This window comes from Paenibacillus sp. 37, assembly GCF_008386395.1.
Lineage (GTDB): Bacteria > Bacillota > Bacilli > Paenibacillales > Paenibacillaceae > Paenibacillus > Paenibacillus amylolyticus_B.
Genome location: NZ_CP043761.1, coordinates 3933529 through 3954253, shown reverse-complemented (window position 1 = coordinate 3954253; position 20725 = coordinate 3933529). Strand labels below are relative to the sequence as shown.

At 42.0% G+C, this 20725-nt stretch carries 19 protein-coding genes; 11 read left to right on the top strand and 8 right to left on the bottom strand.

Annotation, left to right across the window (positions count from 1 at the left end; genetic code table 11):
- The first annotated feature begins 14 nt into the window (after window positions 1-14).
- From F0220_RS16865 to F0220_RS16840, 6 genes are all read left to right on the top strand, one after another.
- On the top strand, window positions 15-3569 hold the full coding sequence (locus F0220_RS16865) for a DUF4132 domain-containing protein (protein ID WP_105599023.1): 3555 nt from the start codon (window positions 15-17) through the stop codon (window positions 3567-3569).
- A gap of 4 nt (window positions 3570-3573) precedes the next feature.
- A complete protein-coding gene (locus F0220_RS16860) occupies window positions 3574-5406 on the top strand; it encodes a hypothetical protein (RefSeq protein WP_105599022.1) in 1833 nt (610 codons plus the stop codon).
- Complete coding sequence (locus F0220_RS16855; RefSeq protein WP_091019417.1) at window positions 5393-5671, top strand: hypothetical protein; 279 nt, start codon at window positions 5393-5395, stop codon at window positions 5669-5671. The genes F0220_RS16860 and F0220_RS16855 overlap by 14 nt, the downstream gene beginning before the upstream one ends.
- A gap of 218 nt (window positions 5672-5889) precedes the next feature.
- On the top strand, window positions 5890-6432 hold the full coding sequence (locus F0220_RS16850; RefSeq protein WP_105599021.1) for a sigma-70 family RNA polymerase sigma factor: 543 nt from the start codon (window positions 5890-5892) through the stop codon (window positions 6430-6432).
- 13 nt (window positions 6433-6445) lie between these two features.
- Window positions 6446-7861: a DUF4179 domain-containing protein gene (locus tag F0220_RS16845; RefSeq protein WP_105599020.1), complete on the top strand. Its 1416-nt coding sequence runs from the start codon at window positions 6446-6448 to the stop codon at window positions 7859-7861.
- Window positions 7862-8036: 175 nt separating this feature from the next.
- Window positions 8037-10544 (top strand): WG repeat-containing protein, encoded by a 2508-nt coding sequence (locus F0220_RS16840; protein ID WP_105599019.1) that lies wholly within the window; start codon window positions 8037-8039, stop codon window positions 10542-10544.
- 153 nt (window positions 10545-10697) lie between these two features.
- Here the strand turns inward: F0220_RS16840 and F0220_RS16835 are convergent, their stop codons facing one another.
- Window positions 10698-11171: a YbaK/EbsC family protein gene (locus tag F0220_RS16835; protein WP_105599018.1), complete on the bottom strand. Its 474-nt coding sequence runs from the start codon at window positions 11169-11171 to the stop codon at window positions 10698-10700.
- 54 nt (window positions 11172-11225) lie between these two features.
- Window positions 11226-11783, bottom strand: coding sequence for a helix-turn-helix domain-containing protein (locus F0220_RS16830; protein WP_091019408.1), 558 nt, complete (start codon window positions 11781-11783; stop codon window positions 11226-11228).
- Window positions 11784-12171: 388 nt separating this feature from the next.
- Between F0220_RS16830 and F0220_RS32970 the strand changes: the two genes are divergently transcribed.
- The 4 genes from F0220_RS32970 (at window position 12172) to F0220_RS16815 (ending at window position 14276) form a co-directional block, all read left to right on the top strand.
- Window positions 12172-12441, top strand: a complete 270-nt coding sequence (locus tag F0220_RS32970) for an ABC transporter transmembrane domain-containing protein (RefSeq protein WP_223199716.1) — start codon at window positions 12172-12174, stop codon at window positions 12439-12441.
- Window positions 12395-12940 (top strand): TroA family protein, encoded by a 546-nt coding sequence (locus F0220_RS32965; protein ID WP_223199715.1) that lies wholly within the window; start codon window positions 12395-12397, stop codon window positions 12938-12940. The genes F0220_RS32970 and F0220_RS32965 overlap by 47 nt, the downstream gene beginning before the upstream one ends.
- 415 nt (window positions 12941-13355) lie before the next feature.
- Window positions 13356-13565 (top strand): hypothetical protein, encoded by a 210-nt coding sequence (locus F0220_RS32960; protein WP_146117078.1) that lies wholly within the window; start codon window positions 13356-13358, stop codon window positions 13563-13565.
- Between the two features lie 312 nt (window positions 13566-13877).
- A complete protein-coding gene (locus F0220_RS16815) occupies window positions 13878-14276 on the top strand; it encodes an RDD family protein (RefSeq protein ID WP_149846706.1) in 399 nt (132 codons plus the stop codon).
- Window positions 14277-14438: 162 nt separating this feature from the next.
- Here the strand turns inward: F0220_RS16815 and F0220_RS16810 are convergent, their stop codons facing one another.
- Window positions 14439-14858 carry a MarR family winged helix-turn-helix transcriptional regulator gene (locus F0220_RS16810; protein ID WP_105598965.1) on the bottom strand — a complete coding sequence of 140 codons (420 nt, stop codon included), beginning with the start codon at window positions 14856-14858 and terminating at the stop codon, window positions 14439-14441.
- Window positions 14859-14970: 112 nt separating this feature from the next.
- Between F0220_RS16810 and F0220_RS16805 the strand changes: the two genes are divergently transcribed.
- Complete coding sequence (locus F0220_RS16805; RefSeq protein WP_091020040.1) at window positions 14971-15960, top strand: YhdH/YhfP family quinone oxidoreductase; 990 nt, start codon at window positions 14971-14973, stop codon at window positions 15958-15960.
- A gap of 434 nt (window positions 15961-16394) precedes the next feature.
- On the opposite strand, the gene F0220_RS16800 is transcribed toward F0220_RS16805, so the two are convergent.
- From F0220_RS16800 to F0220_RS16775, 5 genes are all read right to left on the bottom strand, one after another.
- A complete protein-coding gene (locus F0220_RS16800) occupies window positions 16395-17255 on the bottom strand; it encodes an IS3 family transposase (protein WP_188310485.1) in 861 nt (286 codons plus the stop codon).
- A gap of 14 nt (window positions 17256-17269) precedes the next feature.
- Window positions 17270-17950: a helix-turn-helix domain-containing protein gene (locus F0220_RS16795; RefSeq protein WP_188310484.1), complete on the bottom strand. Its 681-nt coding sequence runs from the start codon at window positions 17948-17950 to the stop codon at window positions 17270-17272.
- A 330-nt stretch (window positions 17951-18280) separates the two neighbouring features.
- Window positions 18281-18667, bottom strand: coding sequence for a hypothetical protein (locus F0220_RS16790; protein ID WP_105598964.1), 387 nt, complete (start codon window positions 18665-18667; stop codon window positions 18281-18283).
- A 1061-nt stretch (window positions 18668-19728) separates the two neighbouring features.
- Complete coding sequence (locus F0220_RS16780; protein WP_105598963.1) at window positions 19729-20076, bottom strand: hypothetical protein; 348 nt, start codon at window positions 20074-20076, stop codon at window positions 19729-19731.
- Window positions 20077-20121: 45 nt separating this feature from the next.
- Window positions 20122-20691, bottom strand: a complete 570-nt coding sequence (locus tag F0220_RS16775; RefSeq protein ID WP_197997660.1) for a TetR/AcrR family transcriptional regulator — start codon at window positions 20689-20691, stop codon at window positions 20122-20124.
- Between the last annotated feature and the right edge of the window lie 34 nt (window positions 20692-20725).

The following is a 20725-nucleotide window of genomic DNA, read 5'->3' as shown; positions in this document are numbered from 1 at the left end:
AGGAGGAATGTGTAATGCTTACCACAGACCGTGCAGTAGAAACATTGGTGGAGAAATTCGCAGTAACTTGTTCAAACGAGTATTCATTAAAAACAGATCGAAGCTCCGAAATTATTGATTATGTCTTGGGAACATCAGACAAGTTCCCGGATATGTTGGGAAATTCGAGTCATTATGTGTATCAGACGATTGATCTGCTCATGAAGCTCGCCAAAAAAGAGGACGGCGACATCTTTTACCGTGCCGGGGCTATTGTGATATATCTGGAATCGACTTATTCCAAACGAAATACATGGAGAACGGATGCCTTTACCATCTGTATGGGAAATGATTCAGAAGCCTACGGCTTAAGCGGGAAGAGCAAAAGTTCTGATCGCATGGGCGGGTTGTTGGCCCGGTTGGAGAAGATCAAACAGTTTGCGGGCGAGAACGAAATTCTGGCTGAATTGAAGAGTAAATTAAAACGTGCCCAGTGGCTTTTTGATTCCAAAAAAGCGGACAGTCAGGGGAATTATCGGGATGTCATTAATGCATTAATGCTCCTGCAGCTATATTCGAAGCTAAGTAATACCCCTTCTCATGCAGAGGTTGAATCTTCTGCTCAATCGTTGCCAGCGTTGTTTCAACATGTGATGGCTAATGATCCAGATAAGTTGCGGGAAGAGCTACATACGTTGATTGAACCTGTAGTGGTCAGTAATATTCAAGGGAAGCATAACGGATCTTCCCAAGAATTGAAGGATGAATTCCTCAAGCAAAAGCGTAATCAGCTCATAGCGGAGCTATATCCCAATACGTCTTTCTCTCCAAAAGAGCAATGTTCACACGCTGTATTCCATCAAACGATGGTACTGGTGAGCAGTGCCTTGTTGTACCTGATTAACATTAGTGGAGGTAAACAACGTTTTCTTGATGCAAATAGTGAGATTGGGCATGTTTTGCTTCACACCCTGCATCAGTTACATGAGATTTATCCACTTGAAGTTCGCAGTTACCTGCTAAGTATGGACCCGAGAGCAAAGAGTCCAAATGATCTGCTTGCTGGACTTGTGCCTCTGGATGAGCCTTATCAGTTAGTTGAAATGTTGCGGGACGAGCTTAATTCGTACACGGTATCCTGGAACATGCTACAATCCGCGATCGCAAATCGTCCTGAACAAGCGATTCGAGCATACGAGATGATCAAACCGCCATTCCTCAAACTTTGCATTCAGAAATTCATGGAGGATCAAGGATTGGCATTGCCTAATGCGGAGGAGTCAGTGGAGCAAGCGGTATTCAACGCTCTGCGGCATCCTTTGGACGGGGGACGTCAAGGAATTGCGATTGCAAGATATTTAAGTGGGGAAAACACCCTTGAAGAATATTGGGAGGACCCGAATAGTCGCGGGTTGTTTAATCAACTGAATCGGGATAAGAAGCGTGTTCACAACCTCATTAGTATTAGTTTTCTGCCCTTGGACTCAGAGGCGATGCGCAGGTTCGCAATCCTGACCACTCATCCTGATTGGACGCTGGATATCGTCTCAGACATGTACAATTCATACGCGTTTAGTGGAGAGCAGCTTCTTCAACGTTATGGGCAAGATCCTGAAGTGAAACGTGAGAAATTGCTAACCAGCCTGATCTCACTTAATGGTATGACCGACTATAGATACAAATCCATGCCACATGACGAATACCGCCGAATCATTCAGCAGAATCTGGACTATGCACTGACACAGTACAAGAAACTGCCAACGGATACGCGCATTCTAATTCTGGAGATTACCTTTGAACAGCGTGATGAGTTATCGAAGAAAATATTGGCCGAAGCGATTCGTGCTGGACTACAGGATTCGTCCAAGAAGGCGAGCGGCGTGGCTTTAGCCGAATTCAACCGGATTCCTGATCAGGACTTGTATACGCTCGTATACCTCTCGGAGAAAAAAGCGGGAATCAAAGAGATGGCTCTGACCGCAATCCGCAGTCTGGAAAATAGCAAGGAGCTGTACGGTGAGCTTTTGAAGAAAGAGAAGGCAGCGGACTGGAAGAACTTGATTCAAATTCTGCTCAATACCGCAGATCTGAGCCCGGAGTATGCTCATGCTGCGCTTGCTGATCAGGCAGATAACAAAAAGCTGTCCAGACTAAGTTGGTTGTCCCTGAAAGATCTCCCTTCCCTGATGCGAACAGAGGACAATCAGCCGTTAGATGACCGAATTAAGCTATATGTTATGGTGCAATCGCTGGATCACACGTCAGGACCCAATGAAAGATTAAATGAATTACGGGACTACGTAAGTGAGGCATCACTCGTTCGTTTTGCAAGTGAATTGCTTCAGGTCTGGATTCAGGAAGGTGCCCCCGCGAAAGAAAAGTGGGTGATGTATGTTTCAGCACTTTTTGGCGATATTCAGATTGTAAATATTCTGACTCCGCAAATTAAGGAATGGACAGAAAACAGTCGTGGGGCGATTGCAGCAGATGCTGTGAAAGTGCTTGCTTATCTGAAAGATCCATCCGCTCTTATGGCGATTGACAAAATCAAACGTGGCGTGAAGAACCGTCAGGTGAAAGGTGCAGCAGAAGAAGCATTGCAGCTTGCAGCCGATAATATGGGACTTACCTCGGAACAACTGGAAGATCGACTTGTCACTACACTGGGTTTTGATGAAAAAGGAACCATGCAGCTGAGTTACGGAGAGCGCTCCTTCCTGGTTAAGGTCAATGGAGACTTGCAAGTGGTTGTTCTCAATGAAGAAACGGGCAAATCCGTGAAGAGTCTGCCTGCTCCTGCACAGAAAGATGATGCTGATCTGGCAGCACAGTCCAAGGCACGTTTCACACAGCTGAAAAAAGATCTCAAATCCATGGTTAACATTCAGGCGCAGCGTCTGGAAGAATCATTATCCAAACAACGTCTGTGGTCTGCCGATGAGTGGAAAGCCTTGTTTGTACAAAATGTCATTATGCAAAAATTTGCTGTTGGTCTGATCTGGGGAACGTATGAGGATGGCGCACTGATCAGCACCTTCCGTTATATGGAGGACGGCACATTCAATTCCGTGGATGAAGACGAGGTTGATCTGCCTTCGGGTGCGCAGGTGGGACTTATACATCCGTTGGAACTGGATCAGGTAACGCTTGAAGGTTGGACAACGCAGTTGGAGGATTATGAGATCAAGCAGCCATTTGAGCAACTGAATCGTGAGATTCACCAGCCGGAAGATGAGGATAAAACGAAGAATGAATACGATCATCTGCCTGAGTCTGATTTCTCACCAACGGCTTTCCCCAAAGCACTGGAGAAATATGGCTGGATCAAAGGGCCGGCACAGGACGGCGGCTGGTATCATGAATTTTATAAAGAGTACGGAGATCTTGTTGCAGAATTACAATTCAGCGGTACGAGCATCACGTATTACGAGGGATTGGATGACATTACCCTGGAATCCCTTCATTTCTTCAAACCGAATAACAAGCAATATTATTACTATGGGGACAACAAACCGATTGCTCTGGGCAACGTTCCAGGTCGAGTATTCAGTGAAACGATCTACGATATATTGAGAGCAACGGGGCGTTGATGACGTGAGTGGATTCAAAGAGAAATTCCGAAGTTTTTCGAAGCTGTGTACAGAGGATTATCTGATTCGGTATGCCAACAAAGGGTTGTACAAAAGGTCTTTGAAAGAGTTGGACAATGGTGTAAGTGTAACGTACAAATGGAATGAATCATCTGTGAGTTGTCAGCTCAGTGACGGGACACAATGTACGCTTGAAAATACGCTGGATCATTGGAATTGTTCCTGTCCGTCAGAGCATATCTGCAAGCATGTGCTGATTGCAATTCTATATGATCAACGGGAACTTTCGTTAGAGGATTCGATGAGTGCAGATGAAAACCATGTGCTGGATAAAGACTCAGGGATTTCGGATAACGATTCGTTGGACGCATCAAAAGACGTATCAGTAACAGAATCAGTATCAAACTCCGCATCAAATAGGGATGATTCAAACGTAGTTTCGCATTCGCCATCTCTTGAAATGGAGTCTCGCTTTCACTGGATGACGGAGTCTGACCTTAGCGTGTTAATTAAACCATATAGCGCTTCCATGTTGGAGGAAGTTGTATTCCGCCTAAGGTACCCTGAAGAGGTGAAGATCATCGTAGATTCACTTCTTACGGTACAGCTGACAAGTCAGGATATGGAGGTGTCTTTTACCGAGGAAGCCAGTCTTGCGAAAGCTCTTTGCAAGTTGCCGCAGACAGCCGGGAAAATGGCCAAGCTTGAAGCTTTGCTACGATATCGTTCACTAAAAGGGCTGGATGATACGGATGCATTAAGTGGAAGGGTGTACGAAGCCAAGTTCTCTCTGCAGACGGTGCAGGAATGTCGCATGATGCTCGCAGGATTGTTGAAGACGGGACTGGCCCGCCTTCCTCAGTCCTACATGGCACAACTGGAGACTTTGGCAATTGCAGCTCATAGTGGCAACCTGCCTGACATAGAACGCAATTTGCGAGGGATTCAAGGGGAACTACAGTTATTTTTTAACAGACATATACGTTTCTCCATGCAATCCATGTTGGATCGGATAAGTAAGCTGTATCTTGCACTCCGGGTTCTTGAAGAAGAAAAGGTGTCTGTCATTCAGCAGAGTCAGCTCATTGGCAGTTTTCGAAGTAAATACTTTACGGTTCCTTCACTTCACCTGTATGGACTGGGAGCTGATGCGTGGGAGACACGATCCGGTTTCCGTGGAATCACCTATTACTTCTATTGCTTCGATGATGAGGAAATCTACACCTATAGCGATGTACGTGCTGTATATTATGATGATCAGGAGTTCTCATATACAGAGCATTATGGTGCATTCACACCATGGCTGCCTAATCTGACCTTTCGCCAGTTCGTGGGCGAAGAAGTTCAATTCCATTCCGTTAAAGTGAATGAAGAACGCCGGATCTCTTCCGGGGAAGGTGCCAAACTTGCGATTTTGCCACGAACGGGTGTGGAAACGTTGAATCTGGGCAAAACCATGCAAGATGTAAACTCTGTACTTCAAGAGGAATCGCGATCGTTCGACTTGTTTGCTGCTCCCAAAGAACGATTGGCTGTGATCAAAGTTGCTCGAATTGTGGACCATAACTTTGTCAAACAAACGCAGGAGCTTGTCCTGACAGTTGAGAATACCGAAGGGGAAAGACTGGCACTCACTCTCCCGTATTCATCGGACTGGCAGGCGATGATCCAAAGACTGGAGTCAGGATATGGTTCCCAATCGCTTGAATACTTCTATGCCTTTGTGCGTGTGGAACCCAAACGGATTAGCCCAATCAGTTTCCTGAAGGGTCAAACGGTGCTCAGTCTGAAACTGGATATCGGTAATGGGAGGATGGGCAGACTTGGAAGAATATAATCAGTTCATGCAGAGAATTAACGGCTGGTCAGAAGAGTTGCTGCTGCGCGGGTTATCCCAGTTTACGATCCGGGATATTGAGGTGCTTGAGCAGCTCGCAGCGGAATCCTCGCGGTTGCAGATGAGTTTCCTGTATGAGTTGTTGAATCACCTCATCAAGGAAGGGCGTAGCGTGGCTCTTGGACAAGGTAATGAAGAGTTGCTGTTATTTCAGTATTGTCGTCTCACCCAATATGTACAGCTCAGTGTGCAAGAAGAGGCGTAATATTGGTTAGTATTCCAAGCGAAGGCACATGAAGCGATATGATGTAATAAATAAGATATAGTATAGAATATAGAAGATTTGCAGAAGACCTCTAGGTCACTGCAAATCTTTTTTTATCGTGGAGTAAGTAAAAGTCATTTGCCAAACGAATATAGGTAGGAAGCACGGATCAACACGAGCATTCGTGATATGAGCATGGAAGGGAGGGATACATAATCGTGGAAGAAGAACAGATACGGAAGGCCGTAGTGAATCGTGATCCTGAAGCCATGGAATGGGTGATGAACCACTACGCAGGTTTGTTATGGAAGATTGCTTATTCCATCCTACATCGTGCATCGGCAGAAGAGATTGAAGAATGCGTAGCAGATACATTTTTTGCTTTTTGGCAGAATCCGGATGCATTCCAATCTGGGCGAAGTAGCTTGAAAAATTACCTTGCAACAATCACAAAACATAAAGCGATTGATCGCTACCGGAAACTTAATCGAAGATTTGAACTTACATATGAAGAGGAGATTCATTCGGTGCAAACGGATGATTTGTTGGTTCAGATGATTAGTAAAGAGACGTATACGGAACTTAATCAAATGATTGACTCTTTTCCAGAACCGGAACGGGAGATTATGAAACGTCGGTTTTACGAAGGACAGAGACCCCATGAGATATCGGAAGCGTTGTCCCTACACGTTAGGCAAGTCCATAACAAGCTTTATCGCTCCAGGCAACGATTGAGGACATGGTGGATGAACAGGAAATAAAGGAGGCGATCAAATGCGAAAATCCGACAAAGAATTCACTGAGCAGAACCTCTTTAATATTAAAAAGTTGTTCTATGATAAATTGGCGCTGAATGAACCACCGACCATTACGAGATCAGATTCATCATTTTATCCACCTGTATTATATCCATCCGCTCCATCCGCACAGACCAAGAAGTCCATGAATAAAAGAAAAAGGTATCGCAAAGCCATCTATATTCCTGTAACCGCTGCGTTATCGTTATGTCTTGTTACAGGGGCAGCTGCATCCATGGGCATCATTGACCTGCCTTCTATTCTTCATTTTCTAGGTGCAGATCGGATTGGCATTCTTCAGTCTGTTCATCAGGTGAGTGAAGATCAAGGGATTCGAATGGAGGTTATAGGTGCTGTCAGGGACGGAGATACAACGGAAATCTATGTTTCTTTGTCAGATCTGACGGGTCAACGTATTGACGAGACGCTGGATGTATATGATTACAGGGTCACCGGAGGTAATGCAAACAACGCTCAAATTATTCATTATGATGAAGCTAATAAAACGGCTATTGTTCGATTCCTCATTCAAGGAAAAGTCAGCAAAAATCGGATTACCGTTCAGATTAATACGCTAATGTCAGGTACATCTCTTCGAGATGGTTACAACGTACAAGTGGACTGGGAGAAGTTGTTCCAAGAAAAGCAAAACAATAACTACGATATCGTGGATCAAGATCGTATAAGTGGCTTGGGAGGTAAAACCGATATTCATATGGAAAATGATCCAATTCCGGTACTGCATCAAGATGTAACGAATGTCCCCGTTTCCGGTATTGATTGGATGCATATTTCCAATATGGGTTTTGTGGATGGCAAGTTACACATTCAGATTAATCCGGATAATGAGATTGGCGAGTATAATCATGGATATTTCTACTTCACGGATGAGCAAGGTCGAAAGCTCGATATACCTGAATATTCCGTTAGCTATGGACATTATATGAAAGATGGGGTCGGGTATGGAGGAGATTATGAGGAGTTTGTGTATGATCTGTCTGCTGTTGACGAATTAGATAAGCTGAGACTTCAAGGCAGCTTTACGAGTATTAGTGAAGTTGTTCAAGGGAATTGGAAAACGACCTTTAACTTGAGTCAAAATGGTTTGAGTAAAACAGGAAACGTTCAGCTTGATGCAAATGGAGCCTCACAGGCAAATGTAACCCTTTCCGCAGTTGGCGTCACACTTACAGGTGAGGCTCGGAGCAAGATTCGCATGGAGAATCTGAGTATTGAAGTTCACCTGAAGGATGGTACCAAGTTGACTGGCAAATCTGGTTTCCTCCAGCTGGATCAGGATCTCATTAAGTGGATATCCCCTAAGACCATTCCGGTGAATGATGTGAGCTATCTGCTACTCAATGGGGAGAAAGTAACTTTGCAAGATAGATAATATGAAAAGTGAATCAAAGAATCGGGGGGGTAAATGCGATCGGAAGTTTGTTCTGTCATAAGAGTGGTAAGTGTGAGTATTCTTTAGTTCAACTTATATAAAATGAATTACATGTCATATCCCGATTTATGAAGCATACCATTAGGCGAATGCGGTCATAAGGGAGGAAACTGAGATGTCCATGAGCGAACCGCTGTTAACGCAAATTGTGAATCAACATATCCCGGCTGGTGCAACGGTCGTCACTATTGATAAACCTGTTCAACATCCAGCGATCTACGCGGCAGATCTTACCGGTGATGGTATGCCAGAGATTGCTGCAGTCTACCAGTTGAATGGTGAGCTGTACCTGCTCATTCTGAAATTTGTTCAAGGACACTGGATCAAGATGGCACTAATCAAGGGATTGGGGTACGGGGTGACTTTAATGACTGGAGCCCCTGTAACTTCAACGGCAAGGAATAATCTCATTATCGGTTGGCGGATTGGTTCTATTTGGTCTAAGCTTGCCGTATATGACTGGACGGAATCCGGGCTCAAAGATCTGGCGCCTGACGATCTATACTATAGCTATGCAGAGATTATAGATATTCCTGGTCCACATGGTCGAGATGGCAAGGTGGAGATTGCACTCTGGATTCATGATACAGGGGAAGCCTATCGTGTGGAGATTATCCGATGGCAGAATGGGAAATGGGTTCCTGCACCGGATGTATATGCAACCTATTATCCCAAAGTGGTGCAATATTACGAGCAACTAACCCAGCAATACCCTGATTATATCTTTTACTGGTATTACCTTGCGGATGCTCAGTACCATGCCGGCCAGTATCCGGCAGCACTCGCTTCCGTTCAGAAGGCACTCAGTTTCCCGGAAGCGTATCCTTCCAGAGAGGTACTACAAGAGCTCGAAAAGAAAATTAAGCAGGCGATGGTACCTATAAGCCATGCCCGGGTAACAACGTGGTTATATCCAATCTCCGTTCGAACTACGAGTGGGACGCGTTGGGGGTATATGGATGCACAAGGCCACATTCGGCTTGAGCCGGTATTGAATGACGCGCAAGCGTTTCAGCCCAATGGGTTGGCTGTGGTTGTGAAGGACAGTCGTGCCGGTGTTATTAATCTTCAGGGGCAGTATGTCGTTCAACCTGTATACGATTCCATCAATTCCTTTTCCGAAGAACGGGCGATAACAATTGATTCTCAAGGATTTAAGATGATTAATGAACAAGGTATAGTCCTGACCAAACGGGCGTACCCGTATATCTCGAATATGAACGACGGTCGAGCGTTATTTTACGATTCAAACCCTGGTCAGGCAGATGGTTCGGTGAGTCGGTATGGTTATTTGGATGCGTCGGGCAATGAGGTGATACCTGCACAGTTCGCTTCGGCGAACGATTTTCAAGATGGCAAAGCAGTTGTGCAGATTAAGGACAATGAATATGCACTCATTAATCGCAATGGACATCGGCTCGCAACGTATCCATATGCCTATGTGGGACCACTGGGGGATGGACTGCTTGCTTTTCAAAAAGAAACCTCGGGCAAATATGGGTACATCGACGAACGGGGTAATATTCGTATTCAGCCCAAGTTTTCATCGGCATTTCCTTTTAGCGGCGGGCAAGCGATTGTTAATACAGCAGAGGATTACAAATCGAACTATGGTGTCATTAATACGGAGGGATCGTTTATCATTCAACCCGCCTATAATGACATCCGCGAACTAGGCGAGCATCGTTATGCGCTGGGGCAAGCAATTAATCCGGAACAGCCTTACATTGGCTCTGTATACGCGATTGCAGATACCAATGGCAGAAGACTTACGGAGTTCCTATATCGCGAAGTAGGTAATTACAAAAACGGCCTTGCTTCCGCATCGGATGGAAGACAAACCTATCTGCTGGATCTTAGTGGAAGACCTGCCGCTGGGTATCCGCATGTAGAAGGTTCGGGTACGCTGGAGGTCGTGGCACCAGATCTGATTAAGGCCTATGTAGACCAGCGCTTATCGTATGTGAATCGGGCCGGACAGATCATCTGGCGGCAAAATACAATCGTTCCGCTTCATCCGCCGTACCGTGTCCGCGAAGAGAAGTACAAACCGAACAGGGACTATCTCGTATATTATCCGCATGTGGAAGGATTAATGAACCAAGCGGAGCAGCTTGCGCTGAATGCCAAGTTGAAGCAACTCTCCCAGGTTAAACCGATCCCTGCGGATCAGCAGCTGGATTATACGTATACAGGTGATTTTGATATTACGTTTTATCAGCAGCAACTGCTGCAACTGCAACTCACAGGTTATAACTACCCGGCTGGTGCGGCGCATGGTATGCCTACGATGATCTATGCGATTATTAATCTGACGAATGGTCAGTTGTATGAGCTGAAGGATTTATTTAAGCCGAATAGTGACTACGTAAAAGTGTTAAGCCAGATTGTGGGGGATCAGATCAAAAATGATCCTCAATACTCGTATGTATTTCCGGACACCTATACGGGGATTAGTGCGGATCAGCCGTTTTTTGTCACAGCGGATGCTCTGCATCTCTACTTCAACCCATATGATATCGCACCCTATGCAGCAGGGTTTCCAACGTTTACAATTCCGTTTGTTCAGATCAAGGATATCATTAATACAGAAGGTTCGTTCTGGAAAGCTTTCCATAGTTGATTGAGGGTACAGCCAACATTTTAACCAAATATACGCTAAGGACGTTAGGGAGCAAAGACAGCGAATTTTTCCTATTTTAAGCAAATGTTCGTTAATACTTAGCGTATAAAACAGTCAAAATGTTGGCGCTACCCCATGTAGAACTACTATAAATCAATCATTCCATCCTTTACATACATCAATCCACTCTGAATAACTAGAGAATTTTTCTAATTGTTTTATTGTAAGTTCAATAGCACTATTACTACTCCCGCAAGCAGGATACATTGTATCGAAACGTTTTAGAGATATGTCTAGATAAACAGAAACATCATTTTTGATAGCAAATGGACAAACACCTCCAATGGCATGACCAACCATATCAATGGCTTCATCAGGAGAAAGCATTTTTGCTTTTGTTTTGAAATACTCTTTGAATTTTTTGTTATCCACTTTTGCATCCCCCGCAGCAACTACTAAAACAGCTTGTCCATTCACTATAAAAGAAAGTGTTTTTGCGATTCTCTCTGGCTTACAACCTAATGCAGTTGCAGCCAAATCCACGGTTGCACTAGATACTTCAAATTCGATAATTTGAGAATCCATACCATATTGTTTAAAAAAATCTTTTACTTTTTCAATTGCCATAATCAGCACACCTCATTTTAAAATATTTTCTAGAAGATCATAGATGAAACTTGCCTATGTTCTTGGGTAAAAAATCATGTTGTAAATGATACATGGTTCTTGATAGAGATTATTATAGGAATGAAAAACATTAGCACGAAAGCGGAGTGCCTGATTTTCTTTTAAAACAATTTTCTTTTTGTTGACTACCATTTCTAACATACCTTGTACCACAAAAACATATTCTTCCACACCATCAAGGTGCCTTTCAGATGGATGGTGACATCCAGGATCAAATTCGATATAAAATATTTCTACGTTACGGGTAGGGTCAAAAGGAAAAACAGGAAATGCTCTCATTTTTCCATCATTTTCAATGATAGCGTCTTTGGACCGTGTATCAACCACACTGCACTCATCTTCTAGCTCTTCCAATAATAAAGATAAAGGGACTTTTAAGCCGACTGCGATTTTCCAAAGAGTTGTAATCGTTGGTGAAGACTGTCCTCTTTCAATTTGTCCAAGCATAGGCTTACTTACATCAGTAAGTTTAGAAACATCTTCAAGTGTAAGATTTCTAGTTGCTCGTATTTCTTTTAACCGTTCTCCAATGGTTAATACTGGCGATTGCATTGCATCACTCCTTTTTGTATGTTATAGCATTTTAAACTATAATATAACATACTAGCAGTTGGATTCAATAGGCGACAGTTTAATGATGTAAGTAACTCCTTCACATATTTATCCATACTAAATGGAAAATATTACGGGAGTGACAGATCAAAGAAGTCATATTTGTCTATACAATAAAAAACGAAAACTTTCTCCAACAACACTTCTTTTGCTTGGCGAGAATGTAAATACTTCACCATTCATTCTCAAGTTAAGCGACGAGGTCATATGTCCAATAGGGCTTATAATCTTGTTTGTGTGGCTTCTGGTGGAGTATGCGGCTTATGTCTCGCTCTATGACAAGACCTATCGGGCACCATACAGCCTCGCGGCCTCAGGAAGGTTGTAGTTGGCCGAACATATTCGTCATCTGTCGTTAAGATTTTTCGGAAAACATGATCCTGGGGATCTGAAGAATCTGATCTTGAGTGATTATGGTCAGGTTGAGCATACGATCTCTCACAATCTGTCGCAGCTAATCAGTGCAATTGTGCTTCCTGTGCTTGCTTTTGGCGGGCTTCTGTTGGTGGATTGGAGAATGGCCGTAGCTATGAATTGCGGTTCCCTTAGGTGTGGCTCTGTTATGGCTTACGGATTCAATTCAGGCACGACTGAGTGAGAACCATGTTCGAGCCAAAAACGAAGCCGCCAGCCGGCTGCAGGAATACCTGAGCGGTATTCGTGAGATTAAGGCTCACAATATGGGGGGCCAACGTTTTGAACGGCTGCGTCGTTCTTTTGATGAATTGAAGTCAGCTTCCATTGGGTTGGAAGGCATCATGGGACCTACAATTGCATTGCCTTACTCTTACTATGATTGGAGAGATCACCTGACATTCTTGGCAGATACGTTTGGAGAAGAAAGCAAGAAAGATGAATATCTGGCCAAGTATGATGCGAAATCGGCAGAGTGGAAACAAAAGCTGGAGGCGGCTGTACATGGTGAATCCTTTGCCGTAATTGAGACATATCCAAACAACCTGGTCATCTATTCCGATAAAGGTGCAGCTGAGATGTTATACGGTGAATGGGGCCTGAAATCTCTAATGTCGATAATTACAATTATTCGTACACAGCGATGGGGAGAATGGAGCTTATGGACCGCCTGGGTACGATGATTCTGGAAGGTCAGAAGTAGTCGTTGGATTAGAGCAATTTACGATGGATTAACTTTTAACATTTAACAGAACCTAATAACGCCTATGTGTAATTGTGTAATTTGTTCGAAATCATGTAACTTGAACGGTTCTGGCTGCGTTTAGACATTGGGGTGATCTGATGTTGGTGAACGCGGTTCAACGTTACATGGTATTAGGACTGATATTTATCGGGATCTTCTTTACAGCACTCATCGTTCTTGAGAGGATTGAAGGGTACCATATTACAACGACAGAGTATTACGGCTTACGTAATCTAGGGGGCTTGATATATATTTTGTCGCTTATCCTGGGATTCGGTCACTATTTAGTCGCTTTTTATATTGTTATTCTTATCCCGATCTCATGGCTGCTGCGGAAATATGTATGCTTTCCTATGATGAGAACTTTCATCTATATGATTGGGTTTGGATGGGGCGGGCTGTGGGTTTTTGATCTCATGTACAATCCATATTTCGTGAATGGATACCATCTGAACCGAATGACATCGATATGGATATTTGCCATCGCCGGTTTAGTCTATGGCCTTGTGGAGAATAAGATTTGGCGAAGAGGGCAGATGCAGAACAAACAGAAGGCTACTTAACAAATGTTGAGTAGCTTTCTTAGTTTACATAATTATTATGGTGTTTTCATGAAGACTCAGAAGCTAAATACAATATTAGAAAGGATTATGTAAGAGTAAGTAGTGAATATGAACAGCAGTCAAGTTAATTCGATAGTTTGTTATAAAATTCACAAAAGATGCAAGTAAATGAAATAGGAGTTTTATCGTAAAAAGGTAAAATTTTCTGTTATACTATTTGAGTTGTGTACATAAAGTTAGATATTTTAATGAAGGGAGTTCATGAAGTAAATTAGCCGTTTAGTTTAAAATTGTAGTTTGGAGGAAAGCATTTTGTATAAAGCAGGTTTTTGGATTAGATTAGGAGCAAATGTGTTGGATAGTCTTATTATTTCAATTCCGTTAGTGATTATTGCAGGTGTGCTTACGGGTAACTTTGATACGGATGAGCCGATTGCCAAACTACTTAGTGCAATATACTCAATTTTATTACCAGTTTACTGGTATGGTCGAACCATAGGCAAACGTATATGTGGAATTCGAATCCGCCAATACGATACACACGAACCGCCAAAAATTGGTACGATGCTGATGCGAGTTGTCGTGGCTGGACTTGTGTATATAATAACTTTGGGTATCGGAGTTATTGTGAGTGCTTTTATGGTTGGTTTGCGTGAGGATCGACGTGCGATTCACGATTTTATAGCAGGAACAGAAGTAGTTTGGGATTAACTCGAAGAATGAACTGGCTGTGCAGGGGTAAAAATCACTGTGCAGCTTTTAAATCATTAGTACTGTTTCACAAAACTCGTATTTTGTACATATGTACTAGTTTTAAAAGCTTTTAAGAAATCCCCCCCTTTAATAATTGATACAACTCGTTGAACAGCAATATTAAAATTCAGTCATTATTATTGTATTTAATGCATTTTTTAGTGCTAATTTATCATTATCAGTCATGTTTAGAAGCACCTTTTGATTCAACTTAATAGTTGCTGCTTCAACACCATTTCTGATTTCTAAAGATTTTTGAGTGGCTATCACGAAGACATTTCTACGATTTTTTGGATCTGCAGAACGTTCGATTAATTCTGCCTTGTGCATTTTATCCAATACCCCCGAGACAGTTGAAGCTTCTAAAAATAACATTTCTCCAATTTGTTTTGGGGTTAATTGCCCTTCTCTCCATAAAACATTTAACACGCCATATTGAGACGGTGTTATTCCATATTCTTCTAAAAGCTTGCTGAAATATTTAAAAACTTTGTTCTGACTAACACTTAATAGAAAGTTCATGCAATCATTTAGTTCCATAGTCTCTGTCCCACTCTCCCCCATCTTGACAATACCTATTATACCATGTTAGATTTTGTTATAAAACATTTCTGTTACAGAAATATTCTATTACAGAACTAAGGGGGATTTTATGGATAACTTCAAGGCAATCGTCGTAAATGAAGATAACGGTCAAGTAAGTTACAGTTTGGAAATTGTTAATTTGGATAGTCTCTCCTATGGGGAGATTTTAATTAAGGTATCTTACTCTTCAATAAACTTTAAGGATATGTTGGCTGTCCAAAAAAATGGTGGTGTTATAAGAGATTACCCTATGATTCCAGGAATTGATTTGAGTGGAACGATTGTTCACACAGCAGATAGTCGTTACCATGTGGGACAGGAAGTCATTGTTACAGGGTTTGCTGTTGGTATGAGTCATACAGGAGGATTTGCGGAATATGCAAGGGTCCCTGCAGCTTGGATTGTTCCTATGCCAGAGAACTTCTCCCCCAAAGAGGCTATGATTTTTGGAACCGCAGGGTTTACGGCTGCTCTTTCTATAATGGCTTTAGAGAAAAACGGTATGGACATAAATAAAAATCCTAAAATCCTAGTCACCGGTGCAACTGGTGGAGTAGGTAGTATTGCTTTACAAATTTTATCTAAAATCGGTTACAAAAATATTTCTGCCTTAATTAGAAAAGAACATCAATTAGAGGTGGCAAGATCTTTAGGTGCTACAGATGTCGTTTACGCAGAAACATTAGGTGAGCAAATTAAGCCACTAAATAAGCAAAAGTTTGATTTTGTTTTAGATACTGTAGGTGGAGATATTGCTTCCATATTAATTCCCCAAATTTTTTATGGTGGTAGTATGAGTATGTGTGGGAATGCAGGCGGCATAAAACTAACCTCGACCGTACTGCCGTTTATACTTAGAGGAATCAGCCTCTTGGGCATTGATTCTGTAAATGTACCTATTGAAAACCGCGGATATATATGGGGTAAATTAGCAAATGAATGGAATATCTGTCAAAGTACTCTCGTGAGAGAAATTACACTTGAAGAACTATCTCAAACGATTGAAGCTATAAAACACGGAAACCATTTAGGGAGAACAATTATAAAATACGCATAGCTAGAGGTATTTATCAGATGAAAGTATTTTTTATTCTTATAAATTACCCCTCCATCACATTCAAGTAGTTGACTAAAAAGCAGCCGATCATAGGGATCAACTGCTTTCTTTGTATATTTGAGCTATCGTTTCCTGTTGGCGTAATTGATATCTATTAATGTAATGTATTCATATGCTCTTATTTTCTTAGATAATACTCTCTCTTTACATCAGCTTAAGCCGCAGATTCGGACGAAGGTCAAAACCGGAACTTGACTAAGAAAGGCATACTGCGTTCGCCAATGTCCGTTGGGTTTGTTGTTTGAGTGAAGTTAAGTAGTAAAGACCGCCTGGTATTCTGAAGTGCACCCTGTCAAGTAGACAGACAAAAAAACAAAATCATCCGTGTGCAATCCCCTCGGTTATCCAAGCTGAGGGGATTTATTTTTTCTTCGTTAAGCTGCTCGTCGATATTCGTTAGGGGATAAACCATTTAGTCGTTCGGTGTATCGATAATTATTGTAATAGCGCATATAGGTTTGTACACTTCGCAGGAGATCGTCGTACGTGTCATATTTCTCCAAGTAAAATCGTTCTGCTTTAAAGGTACCCCAGAATCGTTCAATAGGCTGGTTGTCCAAACACCGGCTTACACGAGACATACTTGTCCTAAACTTGTATTTCACTTGAAGTCGCTTGTACTCGAGCGAGGTATATTGAAAGCCTCTATCACTGTGTAAAAGCGGCTCAGCGCCCGGGTTTCTTCGGTAAGCTTTCTTTACCGTATTCATGACAAGCTCATTGTTATTGGAACGGCTGAGCACCCATGAAACAACAGCGTTGTCATATCCGTCAATAATGGCACTCAGATAGGCCTTGCGGCCATTTCCGTACTTTAACTCTGTTACATCCGTGCACCACTTTTGGTTGGGTGCCTCCGCTTGGAATTTTCGGTTCATGACATTTTCAGCGATATGAAGGGCTGGAGCTTTCACGTAATTTGGCCGTTTTTTGCGAATCACTGCTCTTAATTCAAGTGCACGCATGATGCGATAATACCGTTTACGGTTGTAGCTTTTTTTAAGCTTACGATTCAACTGAATACGCATTTGGCGATAACCAAGTATCCCGCTTCGTTTGTCGTAGCGACGTTTGACTTCTTCAGCCAGTGCAAGATTTTCGAGTTCTCTGGTAGATGGCGTCCATTTCAGCCACTTGTAGTAGGCCGATCGGGCAATCCCTGCGAGCTCACAGAGTCTTGTGACCGCATATCCTTTTTCTTCATGCATTTCCTTAATCGCTCGATAGATGTCCACATGCCGAACGAAGGTTAGCGCGGTTTTCTTCGCCGGATCTCTGCCAACTTTTTTGCAAATGCATTCTCCATTTCAAGATACTCATTACGTGCTTCGAGTTCCTTAATCCGAAGCTTTAATTGTTCCTGCTCATCTAGCTCCTTTAGCGGTTTTTTACGACCACGATGATCTTGAAGAGCTTCCTGACCATGGGTTTTAAATTTACGGACCCAAGCGTATACCTGCTGGTAAGAGACCTTGTATTTTTCGATTGCCTTCTGATAATTCAAATCATGAGCGAGGGTATATTGTACAATTTCAATGCGTTCTTCGTAAGTGGTTTTCCGTCCTTTGTTCATGTGTGAGGATCCGATCCTTTTCCGAGTTGGTTTTCCCTCAGTATACTTGGAAATCCATCTCACCAACACACTTTTACTCGATATATGATACTTTTTGGTTACAGCTCGAACGGAGTAGTTCCCGGAGAGTACATCCTGAATCGCTGCCAGTCGTAGCTCCTTGGAATAAACTTTCCAACTTTTGGATTCGTTTAATCCTTCCACTTCATCTGCTTGATATTTTCTTATCCAATCGGTAACCGTGTTTTTATGGACCCCCAGTTGTTTTGCCTCCTGGTTGGGATTGGATTCATGTCGCAGGCAACGCCTTACAACCTGAATCTTTATTTCATATGAAATTGGGCTTCTTTTTGACATTACAAAAACTCCCATCAAGGTAGAGGTAGAAGTTTTGTTTTTTCTACTGTCTACTATGATGGGAGCATATCATTCTCCAAGGCGGTCTTTACTACATTTATTATAATTTTTTGTCTCTAATCCAAGTATAGTAACGGTATATTGAGATTATAATAAGCACAGTCAATAAACAAAACACGAACAGTATCATACCAAAGATTCCGCTTTCGGATAATCCATTACCATTTCTAAGGATAAATATGAGTAACCCGATGTCTGCTATAATAATAATTAATAGGGGGACAGCGTATCCTATTCTTTGAAAAATGATCTCACCCCCTTTTTTTAAAATTAGAAGCCCGGTTTGTAGTTTATACCGTAATTAGCATCGTTGAACATAAACCTGATCAATAGCATATTGTTGGTATTGAGCTGTATTTTAGTTATTGTAAGTCTAGAAGCGGTTCCATAAGCTGATGAGGTAATTCCAATTAGTATAGTTAATGCATTAGAAGAGTTTAAAACCATGGTTACCCATCCAGCAGGGCCGGAATATGTGAGGTAAAATAATACCATAGATGCAATTGTTCCGCCCCAGCTTAGTGCTTCCATTTTATTATTATATTCCACGCCATCAACTACATATCTTTCGTAGGTATTAATATAAGATTTAAATGTTGAGAGTCTTGATGCTTTCCCAGAGTCATTACCGATATTACCATGCAGGCTGGTGTACATATTAGGCTCGCCAGATAAACCTAAGACTTGAGCAGCTTTTTTTGTTAACGTGTTAAGCCACTGCAGCGCATTTGCCGATTTCCCAAAAATTAATCCGGGTACCGGGTGATCCTTGGTTCATAATATAGATTACCTTTCGCGACAAAGGGAAAGCCTACTCGGCCGTAGGGACGGATACGCTGCTGTCCAATATGGGGGTCAACCATGAATTTCGGCTGGTTTGACCAGGATACCGAGGAATCGGAGTTCGAAAGAACCGTCATGCATGAATTCGGCCATGCCCTGGGGTGTATTTATGAGCACCAGACTTGTCCCTCGACACTTGGTTGGCCTGCGCATTTTGGAGAATCTTATAATCATCACATGGATTACTATGTTCAGCATGGAAACTTTTTGTGGTATATACGATATCATTGATTGAATATCTTATTTAGCGGTTTCATGTTGATTCGGACAATTGCATTTGTTAGTCAACAACGGTTCTCTGTTTTGTAAATGATAATATTCAATGCTGCTCGATGAGCTTCTCTCATCAAAATTATTTTTGAAAGCAACAACTGGAAACGAGTGATCCCTCATATTCTCAATTTCCTTCCAAGAAGGTACGCTAATTTCTTTGCTTTTCTTCCCTGCGGTCTTCATCCATACACAGAAGAAATTCTCACAAAACTGCAAGATCAGTTTTTCAAGAATCCAGGAAAGCCCCCCATATCAATACTTCTACTGACTTTCATTTGATATTTAACGACCTGATCAGAGAAATACTCCAGAAGCTCCCTGATTAGAAGTGGTGCTAAATGAGCTTGTTCTTAACGAATTAAAGCCATAGAAATGCTTCTCCTTTAACAGAGGTTTTTTCCAAAAAACAAAAGCATATGCATAGGGACAAATTTCAGGGAATTCAATCGTTTCATTCAATTTTCTAAGCTCCAGGCATATCCACACTTGCACTGAAATGCATGTTCTAACTGTCTATTCGACAACAAGAAAGGTATTGTTGATCTACAGTTAGGGCAAGTATTATTCAATTTAGATCATGAAATGCGCATTCATCCAGAAGTTTAAACTGATGCAGTCAAGAATGTTCCCCCCTCCATACACTTCGAACACCAATGCAATTCAGGATGAAACCAATGGTCCCATGAACTATATTTAGCTTCAATGACCATATTCTCTCGAAGCTGATCCCAAGTCAGTCCTTGAAGATGGTCAATAGATTGTTTGCTTGATGCACCAAAAATTGCTGAGTTACGGTCAAGTTGAAGAACTTTGTAATAGATTGACGTACCGACAGCATCTCTCAATCGTGCCCCGTTTCCAAACTCAGTTTCGTCGATAGGGATAATTCCTTTGATATGACCTACGAATACAATACCCCACACCTTGCCGGCGTGAGTTTCAACACTCATACTGCGTAAAAGCTGCCGGGCTTTTTGGTGAGAAGCGGGGAAATCCTACAATTCTTCAGAATAAAAAGCTTTAGATACGGATTCCGTAGCTTTATCAATAAAAGCTGCAATTTTACTAGGGCTTTCCTTCAGACCACTACTCACCCACTTTTTAATAATAGCTATACTGCCATGAGCGGTGAACGTATACCAGGACTCAAATAATTGTGGATCAAAATATTTTAATTCCGTCTTCCATCGTTCAATAGTTAAATCGTGACTGATATAAAGGATTCGTTCTAATAATTCTTTATCGCCATGCTCTGAGAACAGAACCTCACATATCGTTTTATTCGCTTTTATATACTTACATAATTCATAAGATAGCGTTTGAGGATTTGAAGAACTCATCCCAACTTGCTTAATGTCTTCGTAAAGATCATTTTCCATCGTTGAAAGAAGCTCAAACTGATTAGCGTAGTGTGTATAAAAGGTGTTGCGATTAATCCCTGCTTCTCTGCAAATGTCGGTCACTGTAACTTTATTGATAGACCGTTCTGTCAAAAGCTTCAACAGGCTTTCTTTGATAACCATTTTTGTATATCTCACTCTGTGATCTGTTTTTTTGTCTGCCATAATATCCTCCCAATTTAAAATAATGAACAAATCT